Here is a 21,597-nt window from a genome sequence, read left to right as displayed (position 1 = left end):
ATCGATAAAATCAAGTGTTTATATGTATTTTCCCAGCAAAAAACTTCAGTTAATACACGGGTACAAGAAAATACAGGATTCATACTAGGAGAATATTATGACAACACGAGCTTTTCGCGGCATTACCTATACTGTTCAAACGGCAGCAGGTAATGGTCGAATAATACAAGGTACGCAAGGAAATGATTGGATAGAAGCTCCAGGTAGCAACAATTTCATCAGCACTGGAAAAGGAAATGACGTTATTCTGGCAGGACTTGAGTTTTTCAAAATTAGTTCCTATCTTCCATACGGGGGTGAAGCTATCTTTTTTAATACGTTACCTGTAACTGGGAATACTGTCATCAATGCTGGTGCTGGTGACGACTATGTTGCTGTAGGTTTAGGGAACTACGCGATCAATTTGGGTAATGGTAATAATATTTTCGATGGTAGTGTTACTTCCGGTAATATCTTCGTATCGGCAGGCAATGGTGATGACATCATTGATGCAGGAGGATTGGGCAACTATCAAGTTGATGCGGGTGCTGGCAACAACTGGATTTATTTAGCAGCAGGGAATGCCCAAGTATCAGCAGGTTCGAGTAATGATGTAATTACCACAAATCAATTCGCTGGTTTGAGTGCGCTTTTGAGCTATATCTTTCCAGAAGAAGGTACGCCACAACCCTACAAACAGGTGATTGATGCTGGGAATGGGGACAACCAAATTGAACTCCCTGTGTTTGGGCAAACAAGTATTCGCACAGGTTCAGGTCAAGATTTTGTTTTAGCAGTCTCCTTAAATTCGGCAATTGGTGGTGCAGTCAATTCTGATACCGTAGATATTCTTACTGGCAGTGGTAATGACACTGTGATCACAATTGACACAAAAAGTTTAATCAACACTGGATCGGGAGATGACTTAATTGTTGTAGGAGCTGGAGATGACATGATTTATGCCGGAAGTGGTCGCAATGTGATTAATCTTCGGGGTGGTTCTATCTCAATTCCTAGTCCCCTAAATAATCTTGGATTATTCGCTTCGGAAGTTACAGTTCAAGGAGGAGGAAACGATACTCTTTACCTGGAAGGCCGTTTTAACAAAGTGATTTTGGGTAGTAGTGGTTTTGCGACAATCTACGGCTTTGATCGCAATGATCAGTTAGATGTTAGTGGGTTAAATGCAACTCTCACTCGTAGCGGACAAGACACCTTGATCAGCGCTGGTAGTACTTCTTTGGGGGTTCTCAAAGGATACACAGGTTCAGTAGATTTAGTGTAAAAGCTAGTGTGATCGCTTGGGTATCGAAAACACCCCATACCCAAAAACTCCATTCCACAAGTGGAATAGAGTTTTTGATGCTGTTAGCACGGGAGCAACTGGCATATTTTTTCGTAGGGTGGGTGACGCTGCGATGATTTTTGAACGTAGTAATCAAATTTATAGCGTCACGCACCAACCACCATTTGTGACACGCAACTTTAGTCCAGCAGTTTTTGTAATCGCATTTTGACGGCTATTATTTTGTTTTTCAGTTTTGACCCAAAAAACTTGTTCGCAAATTATTGCGTACTGTGCGTCAAAAATTAAAATTCAAGTTTAGTGAGATGCCGTGAAATTGCCGCAGGTATGCCATATATACTCCAATACGCTTGGGTTAAGCAAATTTATCTGTTAAGGCAGGCTGTTCTTGAGCAGGGGAGGCAGGAGAAGCAGGGGGAGAGAAAAAAGCTTAACTGAACTGTATTGATATATACTCCATGAGTTAACCATGTTTTTATCATAAAAATCGGTTCCAGGAACTTCCTGGAAGTGGTAAGAACTGACTGAAGAATGACTGATAAATGCCATGAGTTTTACGTTATTTTGACTGAGAATTGCCACAGAAATGACATACTCTCAATTCGAGCATACTGATGTATTTTGATACCGAAAAAATTTTGATGGAGCCGGAGGTAGCAACAGTCCCGCGAGAAAGTTTAGAAATTTATGAACAAATTTTGATAGATGAGTCAAATCCTAACAATAGTGCTTGGATTGAATATGAACAAAAGTGTCTTGCTGTAGGGTAGAAGCCAAAAAGCGCTTCAATGCTGACAAGCAATTGCAAAAGCGGAAATTTGAGTTAGCCCAACGCTAAAGCATGGCGATGGTGGAAGCGATCGCCAACGCACTCTTAGCAGGCGGTTACACCATCGCACTTCGCTTAATATCTGTTTAAACAACATCAAAGCAAAAGGTCTGACTGTAAAGCATTCAGCCGCAGATTAAACCGCAAGTGTGATCCATGAATTGAAAAGACTTTGAGGCTTGTATTCCACGTAATAGCCCTTTCGTGGAGGAAAGGGCTTGATAAAAGCAAAATGGTAACTAAAGAATTAAATTTATTTGTGTTTACCCTCATTCTGCTCTTTTTTTAGCCGTCTAACTTGTGAGAGTACAACAAGGCACTTATTAGCCACCCAGATTAAAACCTCTACTGGAGAGTCCCCCTGCTGAATACGGTTTGACGCTTGTACACCAATTAGTAATGTTTGCAAAATTAGTAAGCCAGCGATAATTTTCTGACTTAGGTTGGAATTGCGTTTTTTAGTTGACATTTAATTCACCCTGTTTTTTAGGTTTACAAGGTGAATTGTTTTTTTGGGCTTTTGCCCAGACACGTTCCCCAAACAACGCTTATAATGTCCGTATAATCGGGGTTTGAAGCTTGGGCACACTTGTCTGTTTGGGCTATCGATATTTTTAATATTTTGTTTATATTTGACTAATGCTAAGGAAGATTCGTTGGGATGAATCAGTAAAAGAGAATACACTGTATTTGGTAGAAGCTTTACTGTGTCATGCGGATGATGAATTTGAGGATGAGGAACTAAAAACCACAGTTTATGTGGAGTGGAAGACGGAGAATAAACTGCGAGTTACAGGATTTGAAGACAAGCAGACAACTAGAAAAAGAAAGCAAACAGTTGAAGTTGGCACAAAAAAAGAACATTTACTCAAGCTGCTCAAAAAAGCTGGCAAAAGTTTAAAACTTCCTAAACCAAAAAACGAAGTTAGTAAAAGCCTACAAAACAGGGAATTAGATGAAATTCAAACTGCACTCGACTGTTTGAAAGAGTTGGAAGTGCGAGAAGACGAAAAATCTATAAAAAATCAAGGTTACTGGAAATTTACTCTGACACTGGTACATCAAACGAAAAGGGAAGAAAATCTTAAATTAGTTAAGCAGAAATGGAAGGAACATCCGAAAACGAATCTCCTAAAAACGCGGGAACCTGAACAGTTTGAAATCTTAATTCCTCCAGAAAATCTTCCTCGTAGTGGCGTTGTAGAGTTTGTTGGACGGCAAGATGAGTTGAAACTGCTACACCAGCAGTTACAGCAGACCAAGCCAGTAGCGATTTCTGCTATTGCTGGCATGGGTGGGATCGGAAAAACAGAACTGGCACTACAATATGCCCTTTATCATTTGCATAAAGGCACATACCCTGGTGGGGTTTGCTGGTTGATAGCTCGGCAAGAAAAGGAGACTCAGACTGTCAACATTGGAACTCAGATTGTTGCGTATGCTGTAGTGTATTTAGGGCTGAGGATTCCAAATGGGTTAGAACTAACTGACCAAGTGGCATTCTGCTGGCGCAATTGGCGTGAAGGCGAGGTGTTAGTAGTGCTAGATGATGTGACGGATTACAAAGATATAAAGCCGTATCTGCCACCCCAAATTCAGCGTTTCAAGGTGCTGATGACTACGCGGCTTGAGTTTGGTTCACCGATTCAAACCATACTATTGGGAGTGCTGGCACCGGAGAAGTCACTTGAACTATTGGAAGTTCAGATTGGAAAAAAACGGGTAGGAATTGAGCTAGAGATTGCTAAATCTCTGTCTGAATGGTTGGGACATTTGCCGTTGGGGTTGGAGTTGGTTGGACGATACGTGGCGAAAAAACCAAACCTTTCATTGGCGGAAATGCTATTTCGACTTCAGAGAAAAGCAGAAGAACGGCGCTCGCTGAAAGACCCATCACTTGGGGGGAATCCAAATGATCCAACCTGGATATTAACAGCTAAACGTGGGGTAGAAGCCGCTTTCGAGTTGAGTTGGGAAGAATTGGATGTCAATAGTCAGCATCTAGGCAAGCTTTTGAGTTTGTTTGCTCTCGCTCCAATTCCTTGGAATTTGGTCGAGGATACGGAGCGGAGATACTCTGAGATGTCTCCCAATAATGGAGAATTTGAACCTGAAGAGTTGGAAGCTTCCCTTGATCGGTTGCTCCAATTGCATTTAGTTCAACATATCAGCCAGTACACGTATCTCTTGCATTCGCTAATTCGAGAGTTTTTTAAGAGCAAGCTAGAGGGAGAAACTCATGCCACTTACTGAAGTCAAGCAATTAACTGAAGCAGAGAAAATCAAACGCGCTTTTGCAGAAACAATGGTAGCAATTTCTGCTAAGGAAATCCCCGCTACACTAACTCAAGAGTCAATTAAGTCAGTGAAAGATGCCATTCCACATTTAGCAGAGGTGGCACAAAATCTGATCGATGCAGTTAGTGATGAAAATTTAATTTGGGCTTTTGTTGGCTTAGGTAGATTTTATCAAGAACAAGGTTTGTATAAGCTTGCAGAACCCTGGTTTGAGCAATGTGTATCAGTAGTGAAATCCCGTTTAGGAGAAGAACATTCCGACTTTACCGATAGTCTGAACAACTTAGCTAAACTCTACTACTCGCGAAGGCAGTATGAAAAGGTTGAACAATTGTTAAAACAAGTTCTGGCACTTGATAGAAGGGTGCTGGGAGAAGAACATCCCAACTTTGCCAGTCACCTAAATAACTTAGGTGTACTTTACAACTCCCAAGGGCGCTATACTGAGGCTGAACCATTGTTAAAGCAAAGCCTGGCGCTAAGAACAAAGGTGCTGGGAGAAGAACATCCTGACTTTGCCCAAAGCTTGAGTAACTTAGCCTTACTCTACAAATCTCAAGGGCGCTATACTGAGGCTGAACCATTGTATCAGCAAGTCCTAGTATTAACAGAAAAGCTGCTGGGAGAAGAACATCCTGACTTTGCCCGAAGCCTGAACGACTTAGCTCTACTCTACGACTCTCAAGGGCACTATAATGAGGCTGAACCATTATATCAGCAAGCCCTCGCACTAAGAACAAGGGTGTTGGGAGAAGAACATCCCGACTTTGCCAGTAGTCTTAACAACTTAGGTGTACTTTACAACTACCAAGGACGCTATACTGAGGCTGAACCATTGTTAAAGCAAAGCCTGGCACTAAGAGCAAGGGTGCTGGGAGAAGAACACTCCTTGTTTGCCAGTAGCCTGAACAACTTAGCTATACTCTACTACTCTCAAGGACGCTATGAAAAAGCTGAACCATTGTATCAGCAAGCTCTGGCACTAACAAGAAAGCTGCTAGGAGAAAAACATCCTGACTTTGCCACTAACCTGAACAACTTAGCTCTACTCTACTACTCCCAAGGGTGCTATGAAAAAGCTGAACCATTGTTAAAGCAAGCCCTAGCACTAACAAGAAAGTTAATGGGAAAAGAACATTCCGACGTTGCCACCAGTTACAACAACCTGGCTTTACTCTACTCTAACCAAGGAAGGTACAGCGAAGCGGAACCACTTTACCTAAAAGCGCTGAAACTAAGGCAACGGCTACTGGGAGAGGAACATCCCTCTGTCGCCACCAGCTTCAACAACCTGGCAGGACTTTACTCTGACCAAAGAAGGTACAGTGAAGCAGAACAACTTTACCTAAAAGCGCTGGAACTAAGGCAACGGCTATTGGGAGAGGAGCATCCCTCTGTCGCTACCAGTTACAACAACTTGGCAGTACTTTATGAATCCCTTGGACGTTACACAGAAGCCGAACCTTTGTACGTCAAAGCTTTGCAATTAAGGCAACGCTTGCTAGGAGAGAAACATCCCGATGTCGCCCAAAGTTGCAACAATTTAGCAGGATTTTACAAATCCCTTGGACGGTACGCTGAAGCCGAATCATTGCTTTAGCAAATATTAAAATTTACAAGCGACAGTTAGGTATAGGTTATCCAGAAACAATTATCTAGCTCTTTTGCGTAGTTATACAGATTATCAAAGAACAAACTAAGTGCCAGTTGAATATTCCACGTTAGAGCCAAAACGTGTAATCCCCTAATTAATCCTCAACTAATCAAATTCATTAAGGTCAATTCCCATATCCTTGCAATCCCGATCAGGATTTAACTTTGAACCCTCTGGTAATATTGTTTGACACAATCTTGCTGAATTCAGTTGATTTTCAGTCCAATTCGTTACATCACTAAGGTCAGTATTTACGAGCATAGTACCTTTCAAGTTGGTATCTTGAAGATTGGCACCTCTAAGATTAGCAACGACGAATCTGGCACTTCTGAGGTCAGCATCTCTGAGGTTAGCATCTCTGAGGTTAGCACGGAGGAATCTGACTCCTTTGAGGCTGGCACCTCTGAGGTCGGCATCTCTGAGGTTAACATCACTAAGATTGGCATCGCTAAGATCGAGGTTTAACTTGCTGATCACCTCTGCTTCAATAAGAAATCGAATAACACTCGCCTTGTGTTCTCCGTCTTCTCCAAATCTTCTTAAGATTGATAGTGTTCTGGCTCGAATCACATCTACTGCGGCACTAAGTAACTCTGCTTGTTCATTTACGGAGTTATTCTCAAAATTATCTACAGGTATTTCCTGATGATTTTCTTGATGAAAATTTATCTGATTAATTCTGATAGCAATTGCAATCAAATTTTTATCAACTAATAGTGTTGATAATCGATCAAAATAATCCTGCAATAATTCCTCAAGTCGGTTAGATTCTGCTATTTCTTTTTCAAGTTTTACCTGTTGTTCAGCTCGTTCCTTCTCAAACTTTGCTTGTTCATCATCTCGATTTTGTTGTTGTTGTTGAAGCCAATATCCTAAAACAGCTAATGACAAGGGAACGCCTAATACACTCAACCAATCCCAAAGCGTTTTTCCAGACTGCTGAACTTCGATAGTTTTTATGACTTTGCCCGTACTATCCCGTTCTGTGTTTGTCGTAGAATCAGAACCAAATCCAGTCCAATCTGGTGCGTAAATAATTGACGCGATCGCTCCAGCAACAAACAGAAAGGTGCAACCTCCAATCAATCTACGTTTTGTCAGCCAAACAGGTATCTGCATCTCGATGTATTAAATAGTAAACACTGCTTATAATACGCTGACAAAACTAGACCCTACTGTTCCTACAAATAACTTCAAGCAGTTTAACTAGTTACTAGACAAAATTTTTCTAGATATACACCGGGAGCGAAAGAACTATGGTAAGGGGTTTAGTCGTTCTAATTTGCAGTATATGCGCCTGTTTTATTTGAAGTATGAAAATTGCCAAACACTGTCTGGCAAATTGAGTTGGTCGCACTATACAGAGCTTTTGGCTATTTCGGATGATTTGGTGCGGTCATTTTATGAGCAGCAGTGCATCCAAGATCGCTGGAGTGTGCGGGAGTTGAAACGCCAGAAGGATTCGGCTTTGTTTGAGCGTCAACTTTATTTGCCAGATCCAGAGGTTTTAAAGCAGGAGTTAAGGCGGCTTTTGGAGGTAAATGATGGGTGATGTTCCCTGCCCCCTGTCAAAAGATGTCGTGAAACTTGATTTTCCGCCTAAAGAGCGATCGCGCTTATATACAGCAAGGCTTTTCAGAGTAGTCTGTCAGGCAAAAGCCAAAAAGATGAACACTTGCAAAGTTTTTTAAAAACATTGTTGAGAAGAGTGCAATGATTAATTAAAAAAGTAAATATAGCTTGAACTCCTTTCTTGCAATGCAACAAGCCTCTAATTCAAATAGCGGCGCACGTCCAAAACATCGACATTGGTTTTGGTACATTTTTGGGACGTTAGTTGGTTTATTCGGCTTATATGGACTGGTGAGTTATATCGTTTTACCAGCACTGTGGAGTCACTACGAACATAACCCCAGGCTGGAACATTCTCCGAAAACAACGCAAACGGCAGAAGGGATCTCTGGAGATCCTCTGAATATTGGATTTGTCGGTACAACAGCAGAAGTGGTACAGACGCTACTGGCAGTAGGTTGGTATCCGGCAGACCCGATCACCTTACGCTCAAGTGTTGGGATTGCTAAAAGTGTTCTCCTCAAGGATTCTTATCCAACTGCACCTGTGAGTAATTTATATTTGTGGGGACGCAAACAGGATATGTCTTTTGAACTACCCGTGGGCAATAATGCCAAAGCTAGACATCATGTGCGCTTGTGGCAATCAAAGGACTTAAGTAGTGATCATAGACCTCTGTGGTTGGGTTCTGCGACATTTGATCAAAGCGTTGAACTTAGCCATCGCACAGGACAGATTACTCACCACATTGATGCAAACATTGATCTAGAAAGAGATAACCTGATTAAAAGTATTGGAAATACACACCAAATCGCCCAATTATATCAAGTCACAGGTGTCGGAGTTCAATGGCTTGGTCGGAATGGAGGAGGCGACAAATATTACACAGATGGGGAATTAACTATTTGTGTACTTTCGATGAACAGTATTGCCCAAAAAAAACCATTAACTCTTTTGCCTAATCCAGAGCCTGTGAATCTCAAAAATGAAGTATGGTCATGGCTGCGACACTATTTCAAATAGTTTGCCTTCAAGTGATTGGAGGTAATTGGAGTATGATTTAACAATTCAAAATTCCAGTCAATTTACAACAAAGCTTGCTTTGATATTTAACTGCTGCCAAAATGACTGCCAATGGCGCACCACGAGTTAACTGCGACCATCCATTGTCTTGAACTCTGAGATTCGCCATTACTATCACTTATTCTCCTGTAGACTTAGATTCTCAACAGACTAGGAAATTTATCTAAATAGATTTCTATTTAGAATAGAATATAACTATTTTGTATTAGATGATTAAAAATGTTTCCATTTACTACCGCTTTTGTAGCTTTCCTCATATTTCTATCAGGATTCAAATTAGACCGAGAATATCAGCGTGGGGTGATCTTTCGCTTAGGTAGAATCAATGGAGTTCGTGGACCTGGACTATATTGGGTTATACCTTTGATTGACCAAAAATCTCAAATTGATATTCGCACTAAAACAGTAAATATTGAACCTCAAGAAACTGTTACTGCTGATAGCGTCACCATAAAAGTTAATGCTGTTCTCTATTATCGCATTACTGACCCAACTCTGGCCATCAACAAGGTTGAGAACTACCAAATAGCTGTCTATCAAACTGCTTTGACTACTTTACGCAATGTTGTAGGTCAAAATATATTAGATGATGTTTTACAAAACCGGAACAAAATTAACACCAAAGTTCAAGAAATTGTCGATGAAATAACTGGACCTTGGGGCATTTTAATTGAACGTGTGGAAACCAAAGATGTAGAAATTCCTCAGTCTATGCAACGGGCAATGGCAAAAGAAGCAGAAGCTATTCGGGAAAAACGCGCACGGATAATTAAGGCAGCAGCTGAAAAAGAAGCTTCTATGCAGTTATCTGAAGCTGCACAAATGATTATGCAAAATCCTGCCTCTCTAGAATTACGGCGGCTACAAATGTTAACCGAAATTGGTGCGGAAAATAATACTACCACGTTACTGATGATGCCTTCAGATTTTATAATTTTAGCGAAAAATTTGTCGTCATCAATTTCAAATCAGAGTCAGAAGTCTCAAGAGGAATAAGTTTTGGGCACCAGAGAGAAGTGACAAGTTTTGTGTAAAGCGAGGATGAAAAGCATCTAGGCATTGGGTGTTTGACGATATTGAATCAAACAAAAAGTAAAATTATAGAAGTTCAACACTCTTGAAAATGATCGTCGCTTCGCTCCAATTCAAAATTATCAATTCAAAATTTAAAATTATTTAATTAATTTTTCAACTTTTCAATTTTTAATTCTCTGAATTTTGAACTTAAAATTGAATTGGAGCAATGGTTACAAGCCCATTATTTTATTAATGGAGACATAAAAAAGCACAGTATCATTATATCAAGCCCACGCATTTATGCGTGGGGGTTGATAATTTTGAATTTTGAATTTTGAATTGTTTTGACCGACACCCCCGTAACGAACTCAAAAGTGAAAAATCAGAACAATTAATACGATTGCTCATTTGACCACTAAACTTGATCGGAAGAATAAACAATGGTCGTAACAAATACCCAGTCGGGAACGAATGTCTATGAAGTTGCTGAGGGGATTTACCGAATTAATACACCGATCGCACTCCCAGGTGGAGGGGAGGATTTTCATTCAATCAATACCTGATTGTTGACGACGAATCATTGATTTTTCATACTAGGCCGCGCAAGATGTTTCCCTTGGTGTGCGAGGCAGTTGCGAGTGTATTGCCAGTAGAACGCCTGCGTTATATCGCCTTTTCTCATGTTGAAGCAGACGAGTGTGGATCGCTCAATGAATGGCTAGCTGTAGCCCCAAACTCGTCGCCCCTTTGTGGCACGATCGCGGCAATGGTATCTGTCAACGACCTTGCCGAGCGTTCGGCAAGATCGTTGGAGGACGGTGAGTTGCTCTCAAGCCGAGTTTGTAAATCTATAATCAGATTCTCTCCACCGCGTCGGGCTGACCATAAACCAGAATACTGCAAACCTATATTCCACTCTCCTTGCATATAATCTTCATTTTCTGAAACTATGCCTGTATATCTAACTTGTTATTGTTGGCACTGTGGCGACGATGATAGGTGTGTTCCGAGAAGATGACGATTTATTCAAGGAACGGCTCAAACCACCCATTCAAGAGTCACAACCCCTGGCTGACAAAATTCTTGCCAGCTTATTAATCGCAACATTCTTAGGTATAATTGTTTTCATCCCCTTAGATGTGTTCCGATTTCATCTGTTTGCTTAACCAAGCGAGATCGTTTCGGTACTGGGATTGGTCGTGTATATTGTTGGTTGGTGGATTATTTCTCTCTCGTTTAAGGTAAATACCTTTGCAGCAACTGCGGTCAAACATCAGGCAGACCGACAGCAAACAGTGATTGATACAGGGGTTTACGCCGTTGTGCGGCATCCTATGTATGTAGGTGCCATTCTGGTGATGGTTGGTATGTCCCTGTGGTTAGAATCTGTAGCAGCATCTCTACTAACGATCATCCCTATTACAATCTTAGTGGTACGGATTCAATTTGAGGAGCAATTTTTGCGGCAAGAACTCAAGGGCTACGATAGCTATACAGAAAAAGTTAGGTATAAGTTGTTGCCATATCTCTGGTAGGTTGTGCTGTATGAGTACTGCTTACCTTTATTCCCGTAGCAGAGCAATACATTAGCGATCACAGTTTCACTAAATCTCACAGTTCTTGCGTTCTTGCTTGTGATGCAATGCAAACCTGAGTTCATTGATTTTTGGAAACACACTGTTAAGTGAAACAGGGCAACCTAATACTTACCGTGTTGGTGTGAGGTAAAGGTTATTTGCAGCCGCTCGAACCGTTAGTAGTAGTTACGATGCACTTCAACGGACTAAGAACAAGCAACTAAATCGAAATTACAATCATTACGAGACAAAGTAATCATGGAATTCAACCCAAACAACAATGTTGTTAAACTCTGTCTTCAAGGTATGGGCATGGAAGAAGAAGGCAAACCAGAAGAAGCAAGTGAACTGTTTCTTCAAGCCTGGAACGAAGCGACATACGACTTTGAAAAATTTATTTCAGCCCATTATGTAGCTCGATATCAGAAAAATATTTCTGACAAATTAAAATGGCTCGAAACGGCTTTGCAGTTTGCATTAAAAATAAATAACAACACTGTTAAGAGTGCTTTCCCTTCTCTATATTCAAACATTGCCAAATGCTATGAGGACTTAAGCGACCCTGACAAGGCAAGAAAGAATTATGAATTAGCAACTTCGTTTAAGGATAAACCTTCTGACAAAGGCCCCTTTTATCATGGAACGAAAGCAGATTTGCAGATTGGCGATTTGCTGACAGCAGGGGGCAGTTCTAATTACAAACTTGAACTCAAAATGAATCACATTTATTTCACAGCCCTTGTCAATGGGGCGGGACTAGCTGCTGCATTAGCAAAAGGCGATAACCGTGAACGTGTTTATATCGTTGAACCAACAGGGGAGTTTGAAAATGACCCGAATGTTACAGACAAAAAATTTCCCGGCAATCCAACACGCTCATATCGCTCCCAAGCACCATTAAAAATCGTTGGCGAAGTCACAGATTGGGTGAGACAAACACCTGAAGAACTCCAAAAATGGCGTGAAAAGTTGGCCAATAACAAAGGAGAAATTATTAATTAATTTCTAAGATTACTCTTCTAATATTTCGTAAGTGAGTCAGTAAGGATAAAAAATGGTCAAAGATGCGGTGCAGCGAATAATGGAACGTACTTAATTACCTAATATCAATTTAAGATGAAGCTGCATATAATAGAAAGAAGCAAAGTCGGTAAGTTGATATATCCATAACCCGCCCGTTTAAAATTGAAATCGCCCAGAGCGAAGAGGAATTAAAAAAACGCCTACAAACAACGTCTTCAGGAATCCAGAAAGAAAAGTTACAAATGTTGTGGTGGCTTAAGAGTGGTCAAGTTAAGCAACAGCAAGAAATAGGGCAACGTTTGGGCAGAGATACATCAACAGTAACAAGATGGTTGCAGAAGTACAGAACGGGTGGGCTGTCTGGCTTGCTGGAAATCAAGAAAGCAGCAGGAGCAAAACGAAAAATTAATGATGCGGCACTTGCTGCCCTCAAGCAGGAACTGGAAACAGAGAAAGGATTTAATAGTTACGGTGAAATAGTCGAGTGGTTGAAAAAAGAACATAGACAAGATATAGAGTATGCAACAGTTGATGCGTGGGTGAGATATCGATTTAAGGCAAAATTGAAAGTGCCTCGCCCGCAAAGCCATAAGCTTTCTGGAGAAATTGGTATCTGAGTTTAAAAAAAATCGGCATCATTCTCAATTGTCATGAAGTTCATCTAGCATCCGGCAAGTGTGTTCGCTACCTGTGTCAGGATGAAACAAGGGTTGGACTGAAAACTCTTACAGGAAAAGTGATTACCGCTTCTGGGGTCAAACCAACTGTTGAGGTGAAATGGCCCAGGGGCAATTTTTGGATTTATGGTGCTATTGAACCGTTAACTGGAGATCATTTCCTTTATGAGTATCCGAAATTGAATGGCGAGTGCGCGAATTGTGCTTTCAGTGGGGGTCATTGGAAAAGCTTATGCCTTGCATGGGACAACGATGGAAACCCGGATTACTGTCATTGACAAGGTTCCATCTGATAATCCCAGCAACATTCCTTGCATAAGAGAAACCTTGGATTTGCCTCAACTGCTGCCATTGATTGAGCAATTACCACAGCGATCTCTGTGGCAGCATTCAACTGCTAAAGCGGAGGCTGCGGTGGCGAAGGTCGTTAAGCTGCCAAAGCGTACTGTAGCAGATCAACCACAAACAGTTTTCGAGATTCCAGACGTGGCAGTTCTGGAGTACGAATTGGTCGAGTGGAGTGGCTCAGACAGTTTAAAAGATGCCTTGTACGAAAGCTACCGACCGCAAAGAGTTTGGATTCACAGTGCAAAACCACATCCCTCATTGCTTTGCGAGAGCGCAGCCCTAGCACTTGTTTCACCACCAGCACCTACTTACAAACCACATCTCCCACGCAACATCATCACACAAGGCAAGTTGTCAGAGGCACAACTCAAAAGCGTTATTTACGCAGGTCAAACGCACTGTGAATTTCTGTCTGGCTCTTATATTGTGGATGATTCGTGGGATAATGTGACTGTAGCAGCTCAGGGCGAAGAAAATGCGGTGAAATTTCGCCGTGGCTGGTTCTTAGGCGATGGTACAGGCTGTGGCAAAGGTAGACAGATCGCGGGAATCGTTTTGGACAATTGGTGTCAAGGGCGAAGTCAAGCCATTTGGGTATCGAAAAGTTCTGCTCTAGTTGAAGATGCGCGTAGAGATTGGTGTGCTTTGGGAGGTAATGAAAAAGACATTATCGACCTTAGCAATATCAAACTAGGCGATTTAATCCCATTCTCCCAAGGTATTCTGTTCTGCACATATTCCACTCTGCGATCGCAAAAGAATGGCAAAAGCCGACTCAAACAAATCGTGGAGTGGGCTGGTGCGGATTTTCAGGGTACAGTTGCTTTCGATGAGTGTCATGCAATGGGTAACGCGATGGCACAAGACGGTAAACTTGGTCTGGTCGCCGCTTCCCAGCAAGGTGTTGTTGGGCTTCGGCTAGAAAACGCATTATCCCAGGCACGGGTTGTCTATGTCTTTGCGACTGGAGCGACGAAGGTTTCCAACCTATCTTATGCCAATCGTTTGGGACTTTGGCACTACCAAGACATCACCCACTGCGGACATTTCCTCAGCAACCCCTTAATCACAATTTGCAATGCTGGGTCATCGTTTCAGCACTCCATGAGAAAATCAAACCCAGGATTTTACACAAACTCCTTGCGGCCTTCAATTATCGTATACCGCCGCATCATCTCCGCAACTGCCACCGCCTCACCATCCGCCGTATACACAGTGTCCCCCGACATCGCAATCGCAATCCTGTTTTTCCTTGCCCACTCGAACCAATCTTTGACCTGTGCAGATTCTGGTTTTCTCCCCTCTTTACAAGCTGCCACAAACACAGCCTCTGGTGACTTAATACCTTTCCAAGTCCGTATCGCCTCCTTCAAGTAAGCGATCGCTCCTGGTACATTGTCCCAACATCGCCTGACTGTGCGTTGAATATCTGCGTTTAGTCGAAACTGAGGAGTGCAAGGTATTTCTCGTAGCTATTGTAATAAGAATTAACTCATTAAGTTTTCAAACAATCCACGCTTACTTTATCACTGACGATGTTTAGTGTGACGTTCATAATCCTCAAAACGAATCTTAGCGATCATACTTCGAGAAAAAGTTCTGGCAACAATACCCTCGCCTCGACCACCAGCACCCTCATCCAGAGCTAATAAGGTTTTCGGCAACAAAGCTTTGAGAAACTCATAAGTTTCCTCAATACTTACGGGCAATGCCTCAACAGTTGCAAGTCGCGGTGTTAGTTCAAATCCAAAATCAATAGATGCTTTCCTGAGTTGGTCTTCATCTAGAAATGTCTGCCCACCGTTGTCTCGCCATGATGCTAATTGTTGTACGGACTTCGTAAACAGCATGGTAATATCACTGTTCACTGCAACATCAAATAGCCGCCAAGCAATACTTTGCTTTGCTGTATATTGCTTGCTGCCAGCAGTAACTTTCCCACCGTACAGTTCAAGATAAGCAACAATAATCTTATGCTCTGAGTGCGGCAGTTGATCTGCAACACTCCTAAGAGCATCTACAATTCCCAGTGCCGGATTACCGATGAGATCGCCTTTAGCAAACAACAATTCTTCCCTACTACCTAGAATGTAATTACCATCGGGCAACATAATAATGCGAGAATTAGTCCCATCTATTTTCTCAGTTAAGATAACCTCTCCATTGAAGCTAACGACCTCATCAAGCAATTTTCCTTTATTATCTAAGGCATGATATGTTGGGATACTAGGATATTTGGTCATGGAGTTGAGCTTGTTTAAATCACAACTTCGCACCGAAAAATTGTAATTCATCAAAAACCTCACAGACTTTGTAAACTCTTAGCTTGGCTTAATACTATTAATACTACAATTGTAGTATATAAAAACTAACTATTACTTCATGTTTTAGAGGACGTTGTTGCGTGGCTTTAGGGATGCGGACGAGTTCTCAAATATGCCACTAATAAATAGCTGATAACATTCACCCCTGCACCGAATACCGCCGCATCATCTCCTGTAACGCCACAGCCTCGCCCTCCGGCGTATACGGCACTTACAAGTAATAAAATGCCTAGCCGTATCAAGGATATTTTGGCTACACAACTATATTTCTGGCGCTTTCGCCCTTCGGGGCGAAAGCGACGGCTGGGCATTTTATTATTTGGATCTCCCTACACAACCTCACCCGACATCGCAATCACAATCCGTTGTTTGCTTGGCGTTGGGAGTGGGAACGAGATTGCAATATGCCAGTAGTTGAAGTGCGTAGGCGTAGCCCGTCGTAGACATCGCTCAAAGGGTTGTCGTAAATATCGCATGAAACCACAGCCTGTCGCTCATTAGTAACGATTTATTTAGTTTCAACTTTTACAATTGCTGACATTCCCGGATAAAATCGGGACTCGTAACCTTGAATGCTTGCCCCATCAAACACAATCTTAACGGGAATTTGATGTAGTGAATTATTAGAAACTGAATTACTGGTAGGATTATCTTCTGGCATAAAGGCGATACTATCGACCTTGCCTTGAAACTGCCGATTAGCAAAAGCTGAAACTGTAATTTTTACTTTTTGTGCTGGATGTATATTTTCTAACTGCTTTTCTGGAAAATAAGCAATAACCCAAGGACGTGGCTGCATTATTGATAAAAGAGTTTGTCCTAGAACCACCTGCTGTCCTACTTGGACGTTTTTATTTCCAACTAATCCGCCAACCGTAGTTGCAATGTTAGTGTAGCTTAACTCCAGTTGAGCTTTTTTTACCTCTATCTGTTTTTGAGTAAAATTTGCCAAAGCTATCTTATATTGCTGTTCGTTTAGCCTCTTTTGCTGATTAAGGACTTGTGCTTGTAAAGTTCTTTTTTTAATTAAGGATTGTTGTTCTATCTGAGTATTTTTAAAAGTAGTAACTGGTTCTAATCTCTAAAGAGCAACTACAATCTGGGAAATCTTCTCCCGTGCTAATGCTGCTTGCTGTTTAGCTAATTCTAAAGATGTTTTTGCCTTGTCGAGAGATAATTGGTAGTTACTTTTATCAAGTTTCACTAATACCATGCCGGGAGATACCATCTGATTATCATTAAACTTAATTTCAGCAACTATTCCTGGTATCCGGGTAGTCACAGGGTTGATATCTGTGGTGACATGAGCATTATCAGTTGCTAAATATCTTTGCCTATCAAGCCATTCAGGGTAAGCATAACTAACCAAATAAATTGTCAGTCCACCCAATAATAATCCTGCCCCTGTAAATATTAGCAGATATCGAACCCAAAAAGGTGATAATTTTGACTTGAGAGTATTGTTTGATTCAGTAGAAGTCTTGATTACCTCCTGTTGTGATGACACGGAAGTTTTGTCTGATGATAATGTTGTAACTTTGTGGGACTGTTGTAAAAAATTTTTAAGTTTCATCTTAGAGCGTTTTTGGAAAAAACAGTAAATTAATTAAGTCGAAACGTGTAAAACAGCTTTCTCAGGAAAACGTCCCTCAAGCAGTTATTGAGCTAAATCGCCAATTTCTGTCAAAGAAGCTTCTATATCAATATGAGGACGTAACTGACCTGCTTCAATAAGCTGTAAAAGCCGTTTTACCCTCACTGCCGCTGATTTGCATTGAGTTCGTGGAACAGAAGTAGACTGTAGAAGCTAGCGCCTTAATTCTCCCCGATTAAAAGAAATTGCTGCAACTTTCACTGGTACTTCATTGGATGCGGGTATCGGTGTATCCACTTCCCCAAATACTAAACGCCCTGGTACATTCGGGTTAACAATCACAGCACGAATTTGGCTCACAGTTAAAATGTCCTGAGTTTTGTTAAAGTTTTAAATTAATTTTCCGCTATTTGCAGTCTTTAATAAATACATCTGTATATATAGATAGACACTGGATAGCAAAATAACCCTCTTGAGAAAGATATATTCTCAAAAAATCATTTAATTTTCAGGGATAAATCCAGAGTAAACTAGCTATCGCTGATTAAGCTATAGGAGCGATCGCAGTTGTCTATGAGAGATCGATTATGATTAATCCCGACCCGAACCATGCCTTACTTACTCACCACAAGCGGAATATTGCGCTACAGTCCGTAAAAGCAGATACTCAAGTTGTATGAAGCATAAACCCTCGCTTTCACCAGTTTAGCCATGCCCCAAGACAACTCCTGTCAAAATCTCAGAGGTCGTTCATTCAAAGGTCAAGACCTTGCAGGGGCAAACTTTAGCTATGCAAATATTAGAGGGGCTGACTTTAGTGAGGCTAATTTAAGAGGTGCAAACTTCAGTCACGCTAAAGCTGGATTACAACCCTATCAGCAAAAAAAATTACTATTAATTGTATTTGTACTTTCAGCAGTATCAGGAATTATTTCAGGGATTATTGGTTCTTCGATAATAAGAATTAGATATTGGAGTATTCAATCTTTTATCGCCGATTTAATTTCTTTAATTATACTTGTATTATTTTTCCATATTACTATTAATCAAGGTTTTGTACTAGGATTGGGAGTAGTTGCTGCTACTTTCATTGGAGGCTTCTTGTTGTTAGGGTTAGGAACCGCTTCCTTCCCGATTGGAATATTAGCTTCAACCACTTCCATACTTAATCAAGCAGCTAATATTGCCAACAGCGTTATTATAGTTGTTTCATTTATTATTGCTGAAATTATTATTTTGATTATAACTATAGCTTTTGCGTCTGCTATTGGCAAAAAGAAAATTAATAATTTATTAGTTAATGGTACTGCTATCGTAACAGCAATTTTTGTTGCTGTTAACGCAACATTGGAAACGGAAGCTACTACCAGCATCTTTTCAGCAATCGCTGCCATTATATTTGCTACAACTGCTGTGTTATTTAGCAACTATATTAATCGATGTGCTTTAGCTGGAGATGAAAAAAATGTGTGGATTATTTCATTCGCAACTGCCTTTGCTACTACAGGAAGTACAAGTTTTCGTAGTGCTAATTTAACAGATGCTAACTTTACCAAAGCCACACTAAAAAATACTGATTTTAGAGATGCAGTTTTAAACTGCACTGAGTGGTATGGATCAAAATGCCTTGACGCAGCTCGTCCTGGTAAAACTTACCTGAAAAATATACCGCTACGAAAATTATTAGTTACAAGAGATGGGCAGAATCTCAACTTTGATGGGCAAAACTTACAAGAAATAAATCTACAAGGTGCTAACCTCAAATATTCTAGTTTTATTGGTGCTAACTTAAGTGGTACTAATTTACAAGATGCTAATTTATTCCAAGCTAGATTAGTACAGACCCAATTAGATAGAACTGACTTTAGAGGTGCTTGTCTTACAGGAGCTTTTATTGAAGATTGGAATATTACTAGTGATACCAAATTTGATAATTTGAAGTGTGAATATGTTTATATGCAGCTTCCTACAGCTGAGAAGCCCAATTATCTCCGAAAACCAGATAATATACAAGAAGTTTTTGAAGATGGAGACTTTGGTAATTTTATAAAACCACTTGTTGATACGTTAGACCTTTATCATAATCGTGGAGTTGATCCCCGTGCTATTGCAATTTCATTTAAACAGCTAGCAGAAAATCATCCAGATGCCAAATTAGAAATTGTCGCAATGGAGAAGCGGGGTGAAGATAAATTTTTACTTCGTGCTAAAACTTCACCAGAAGCTAACAAATCAGACTTGAGTGCAGAATATTTTTATAATTACAATCAATTTAAAGGTTTAAATGAACGAGAAATTAAACTATTACTATCAGAAAAAGAGAGTCAAATCCGCAGATTGGAAAATATGGTGATGACAGCACTAGAACGTCCTAGCTTTTACGCCGAAAATTATAATAATCAAGGAGATACCATAATGTCAGAAGCTTCTAAAAAACAGTCCAACTTTGATCTCAAAGGCGCTCAATTCGCTGGTGGTCTAGTTAACGCAGACACAGTAACCGCAAATCAAATCGGCGGCAACATTACCAACTACTCTACTGAGCAAAAGCAGAATCTTGCAGAAGCAGCAGCAGAAATTCAGCAGCTTCTCAACCAGTTAGAGCAGAGTTACCCTATTAACACTCCACTAGAAAAACAGATAGCAGTGACAGAAGCACTCAAGCAAATCGATAATAATCCTACTCTGAAAGCGCGGGTAATTGGGGCGTTAAAATCTGGTGGAACTGAGGCATTGAAGGAACTAGTGGATCATCCTCTTGTGAATATACTTTTGGCAACTTTAGAAGGCTGGCAGGATGCTGAATAGTTCAGTTGTTACAGATGAAGTAGGAGAGTAACTGGTGATGGCGAATGACGAGCATTTGGCAATACTTAGCCAAGGGGTAGAGGTTTGGAATGAATGGAGAGAAAAAAATTTACAAGTAAAACCAGACCTTAGTTTGGCAAACTTTAGTTCAGTTAATCTCAGAGAAGCAAACTTCAGTTCAGCAGAACTCAGTTCGGTAGACTTCAGTTCAGCATATCTTCATTTGGCGAACTTCAGTTCGGCTAATCTTAGAGAAGCAAACTTCAAATCATCCAGTCTCTATTTGGCAAACTTCAGCTCGGCATACCTCTACTTAGCAAACTTCCGTTTAGCATATCTCAAAGAAGCTAAATTTAATTCGGCATTTCTTCATTTGGCAGACTTCAGTTCAGCAGACCTAGATTCAGCAAACCTTAGTTTGTCAGACCTCTATTCGGCAGACTTAATTTCGGCAAATCTCAGTACAATTCAAGCATTAGGAACAAATTTTACAGCAGCAAATTTGACAGGATCTTGTATAAAAGACTGGAATATTAATAGCAATACTAATCTGACTAATGTATCTTGTGATTTTATTTATTTGAAAACAGGCTCAGGCAATGATGACAACATCGGTTATGAATATCTAGAACGTCGTCCAAGTGACCGGGAGAAAAAATTTCTCACAGGAGAATTTACAAAGATATTTCAAAAAATCAAAGAGACTGTTGATTTAATATTCACTAATGGCATTGATTGGCAAGCATTTCTTACTTCCTTCCAAAGACTACAAGTTGAATGTAGTGGCAAAGAGTTAACCATCCAAGCTATTGAAAATAAGAATGATGGTGCTTTTGTAATTCGGGTAAATGTTCCTGCCGATGCTAATAAAGCTGAAATTGAGAAGTATTTAAAACGAGAATATGAATTAGCTCTTGTAGCGTTAGAAGAAAAATACCAACTTCAGTTACAGGGTAAAGATGAGCAGATAGATATTTACCGCAAGCAAAGTACCGATTTGACTGAGATTGTAAAGCTCTTGGCAAGTAAAGCTACTTATGACCTGAGAAATTCTCAGATTGGTGGAAGCCTAATTAATGCCGAGACAGTTAACTTAGAACGAATAGGTGGTAATATTCACAACAATAACGCTTAAACCTGCCCAAACCGACCCATGTCCGATTCAGAAGACCCAAAGCAAGTCAGCAATGACTTACGAAATTCCCAGTTTGGCGGTGGGTTTATTAACGCTGGCACAGTGAATGCTGGGCAAATTGGCGGCGATATCTACAACATTCACCTTGGGCAGCAGACGGTGGCATCAGGTAATTCAGTCCAATCCCAGAGTCAACGGCAGCGATCGCATGAAGAACCGCGATCGGTGTTCCATATTGAGCAATTTTCATTTTTCTTCTACCTTGGGGTAAAATTCCCATTACAAAAAGTAATTGCCTTAGAGGATGTTTGAAAAGTCCTCTTCTTGGTAGCAAAACGTTCTAGATCCCCCTAAATCCCCCGATAAATTGGGG

General features: G+C 40.7%; 24 protein-coding genes and 1 pseudogene. 16 read left to right on the top strand and 9 right to left on the bottom strand.

Annotated elements, in window-relative coordinates; translation table 11 throughout:
• Positions 1-97 precede the first annotated feature (97 nt).
• Together RMX98_RS28895 and RMX98_RS28890 are read left to right on the top strand one after the other, a co-directional pair.
• Positions 98-1,264 carry a hypothetical protein gene (locus tag RMX98_RS28895; protein ID WP_322680993.1) on the top strand — a complete coding sequence of 389 codons (1,167 nt, stop codon included), beginning with the start codon at positions 98-100 and terminating at the stop codon, positions 1,262-1,264.
• A 635-nt stretch (positions 1,265-1,899) separates the two neighbouring features.
• Positions 1,900-2,055, top strand: coding sequence for a hypothetical protein (locus tag RMX98_RS28890; protein ID WP_322680994.1), 156 nt, complete (start codon positions 1,900-1,902; stop codon positions 2,053-2,055).
• 312 nt (positions 2,056-2,367) lie between these two features.
• Here the strand turns inward: RMX98_RS28890 and RMX98_RS28885 are convergent, their stop codons facing one another.
• On the bottom strand, positions 2,368-2,583 hold the full coding sequence (locus RMX98_RS28885; RefSeq protein ID WP_322680995.1) for a hypothetical protein: 216 nt from the start codon (positions 2,581-2,583) through the stop codon (positions 2,368-2,370).
• Between the two features lie 170 nt (positions 2,584-2,753).
• Here RMX98_RS28885 and RMX98_RS28880 point away from each other — a divergent pair.
• Positions 2,754-6,071: pseudogene (locus tag RMX98_RS28880) on the top strand (tetratricopeptide repeat protein).
• A 100-nt stretch (positions 6,072-6,171) separates the two neighbouring features.
• Here RMX98_RS28880 and RMX98_RS28875 read toward each other — a convergent pair.
• A complete protein-coding gene (locus RMX98_RS28875) occupies positions 6,172-7,185 on the bottom strand; it encodes a pentapeptide repeat-containing protein (protein ID WP_322680998.1) in 1,014 nt (337 codons plus the stop codon).
• Positions 7,186-7,288: 103 nt separating this feature from the next.
• Here RMX98_RS28875 and RMX98_RS28870 point away from each other — a divergent pair, with 103 nt between their 5' ends.
• Positions 7,289-7,618 carry a DUF1016 N-terminal domain-containing protein gene (locus RMX98_RS28870; RefSeq protein ID WP_409881650.1) on the top strand — a complete coding sequence of 110 codons (330 nt, stop codon included), beginning with the start codon at positions 7,289-7,291 and terminating at the stop codon, positions 7,616-7,618.
• Positions 7,619-7,806: 188 nt separating this feature from the next.
• Complete coding sequence (locus RMX98_RS28865) at positions 7,807-8,661, top strand: LssY C-terminal domain-containing protein (RefSeq protein ID WP_322680999.1); 855 nt, start codon at positions 7,807-7,809, stop codon at positions 8,659-8,661.
• 37 nt (positions 8,662-8,698) lie between these two features.
• On the opposite strand, the gene RMX98_RS28860 is transcribed toward RMX98_RS28865, so the two are convergent.
• Complete coding sequence (locus RMX98_RS28860) at positions 8,699-8,830, bottom strand: hypothetical protein (protein WP_322681000.1); 132 nt, start codon at positions 8,828-8,830, stop codon at positions 8,699-8,701.
• Positions 8,831-8,940: 110 nt separating this feature from the next.
• Here RMX98_RS28860 and RMX98_RS28855 point away from each other — a divergent pair, with 110 nt between their 5' ends.
• The 8 genes from RMX98_RS28855 to RMX98_RS28820 all read left to right on the top strand — a co-directional run bounded on the left by RMX98_RS28855 (position 8,941) and on the right by RMX98_RS28820 (position 14,740).
• On the top strand, positions 8,941-9,717 hold the full coding sequence (locus RMX98_RS28855; RefSeq protein WP_322681001.1) for a slipin family protein: 777 nt from the start codon (positions 8,941-8,943) through the stop codon (positions 9,715-9,717).
• 461 nt (positions 9,718-10,178) lie between these two features.
• Positions 10,179-10,301 carry a hypothetical protein gene (locus tag RMX98_RS28850; RefSeq protein WP_322681002.1) on the top strand — a complete coding sequence of 41 codons (123 nt, stop codon included), beginning with the start codon at positions 10,179-10,181 and terminating at the stop codon, positions 10,299-10,301.
• 17 nt (positions 10,302-10,318) lie between these two features.
• On the top strand, positions 10,319-10,669 hold the full coding sequence (locus tag RMX98_RS28845) for a hypothetical protein (protein WP_409881641.1): 351 nt from the start codon (positions 10,319-10,321) through the stop codon (positions 10,667-10,669).
• A 52-nt stretch (positions 10,670-10,721) separates the two neighbouring features.
• Complete coding sequence (locus tag RMX98_RS28840) at positions 10,722-10,904, top strand: hypothetical protein (RefSeq protein ID WP_322681004.1); 183 nt, start codon at positions 10,722-10,724, stop codon at positions 10,902-10,904.
• Positions 10,905-10,931: 27 nt separating this feature from the next.
• Positions 10,932-11,273: an isoprenylcysteine carboxylmethyltransferase family protein gene (locus RMX98_RS28835; protein ID WP_322681005.1), complete on the top strand. Its 342-nt coding sequence runs from the start codon at positions 10,932-10,934 to the stop codon at positions 11,271-11,273.
• A gap of 573 nt (positions 11,274-11,846) precedes the next feature.
• The gene (gene arr / locus RMX98_RS28830) at positions 11,847-12,317 is read left to right on the top strand and encodes an NAD(+)--rifampin ADP-ribosyltransferase (RefSeq protein WP_409881649.1); all 471 of its coding nucleotides are present in this window, start codon (positions 11,847-11,849) and stop codon (positions 12,315-12,317) included.
• A 158-nt stretch (positions 12,318-12,475) separates the two neighbouring features.
• On the top strand, positions 12,476-12,955 hold the full coding sequence (locus tag RMX98_RS28825) for a helix-turn-helix domain-containing protein (protein WP_409881648.1): 480 nt from the start codon (positions 12,476-12,478) through the stop codon (positions 12,953-12,955).
• A gap of 243 nt (positions 12,956-13,198) precedes the next feature.
• Positions 13,199-14,740, top strand: a complete 1,542-nt coding sequence (locus tag RMX98_RS28820; protein WP_322681006.1) for a strawberry notch family protein — start codon at positions 13,199-13,201, stop codon at positions 14,738-14,740.
• Between the two features lie 149 nt (positions 14,741-14,889).
• Here RMX98_RS28820 and RMX98_RS28815 read toward each other — a convergent pair whose 3' ends face one another.
• From RMX98_RS28815 to RMX98_RS28790, 6 genes are all read right to left on the bottom strand, one after another.
• Positions 14,890-15,657 (bottom strand): RNA ligase family protein, encoded by a 768-nt coding sequence (locus RMX98_RS28815; protein WP_322681007.1) that lies wholly within the window; start codon positions 15,655-15,657, stop codon positions 14,890-14,892.
• Positions 15,658-15,773: 116 nt separating this feature from the next.
• Entirely contained in the window at positions 15,774-15,998 is a 225-nt protein-coding gene (locus tag RMX98_RS28810) for a hypothetical protein (protein WP_322681008.1), read from the bottom strand.
• A 44-nt stretch (positions 15,999-16,042) separates the two neighbouring features.
• Positions 16,043-16,171, bottom strand: a complete 129-nt coding sequence (locus RMX98_RS28805; RefSeq protein ID WP_322681009.1) for a hypothetical protein — start codon at positions 16,169-16,171, stop codon at positions 16,043-16,045.
• A gap of 24 nt (positions 16,172-16,195) precedes the next feature.
• A complete protein-coding gene (locus RMX98_RS28800) occupies positions 16,196-16,714 on the bottom strand; it encodes an HlyD family secretion protein (protein ID WP_409881647.1) in 519 nt (172 codons plus the stop codon).
• 54 nt (positions 16,715-16,768) lie between these two features.
• Positions 16,769-17,260, bottom strand: a complete 492-nt coding sequence (locus RMX98_RS28795; protein WP_322681010.1) for a biotin/lipoyl-binding protein — start codon at positions 17,258-17,260, stop codon at positions 16,769-16,771.
• Between the two features lie 234 nt (positions 17,261-17,494).
• A complete protein-coding gene (locus tag RMX98_RS28790) occupies positions 17,495-17,641 on the bottom strand; it encodes a hypothetical protein (RefSeq protein WP_322681011.1) in 147 nt (48 codons plus the stop codon).
• A 351-nt stretch (positions 17,642-17,992) separates the two neighbouring features.
• On the opposite strand from RMX98_RS28790, the gene RMX98_RS28785 reads away from it, so the two are divergent.
• From RMX98_RS28785 to RMX98_RS28775, 3 genes are read left to right on the top strand one after another with little or no spacing between them, the layout of a single operon-like run.
• Positions 17,993-20,089: a pentapeptide repeat-containing protein gene (locus RMX98_RS28785; protein WP_322681012.1), complete on the top strand. Its 2,097-nt coding sequence runs from the start codon at positions 17,993-17,995 to the stop codon at positions 20,087-20,089.
• A 37-nt stretch (positions 20,090-20,126) separates the two neighbouring features.
• Entirely contained in the window at positions 20,127-21,224 is a 1,098-nt protein-coding gene (locus RMX98_RS28780; RefSeq protein ID WP_322681013.1) for a pentapeptide repeat-containing protein, read from the top strand.
• A gap of 18 nt (positions 21,225-21,242) precedes the next feature.
• On the top strand, positions 21,243-21,536 hold the full coding sequence (locus RMX98_RS28775) for a hypothetical protein (protein ID WP_322681014.1): 294 nt from the start codon (positions 21,243-21,245) through the stop codon (positions 21,534-21,536).
• The last annotated feature ends 61 nt before the right edge of the window (positions 21,537-21,597 follow it).

It is taken from the genome of Nostoc sp. DedQUE02, from assembly GCF_034531035.1.
Lineage (GTDB): Bacteria > Cyanobacteriota > Cyanobacteriia > Cyanobacteriales > Nostocaceae > Nostoc.
This window is presented reverse-complemented; position numbering and strand designations above follow the sequence as displayed.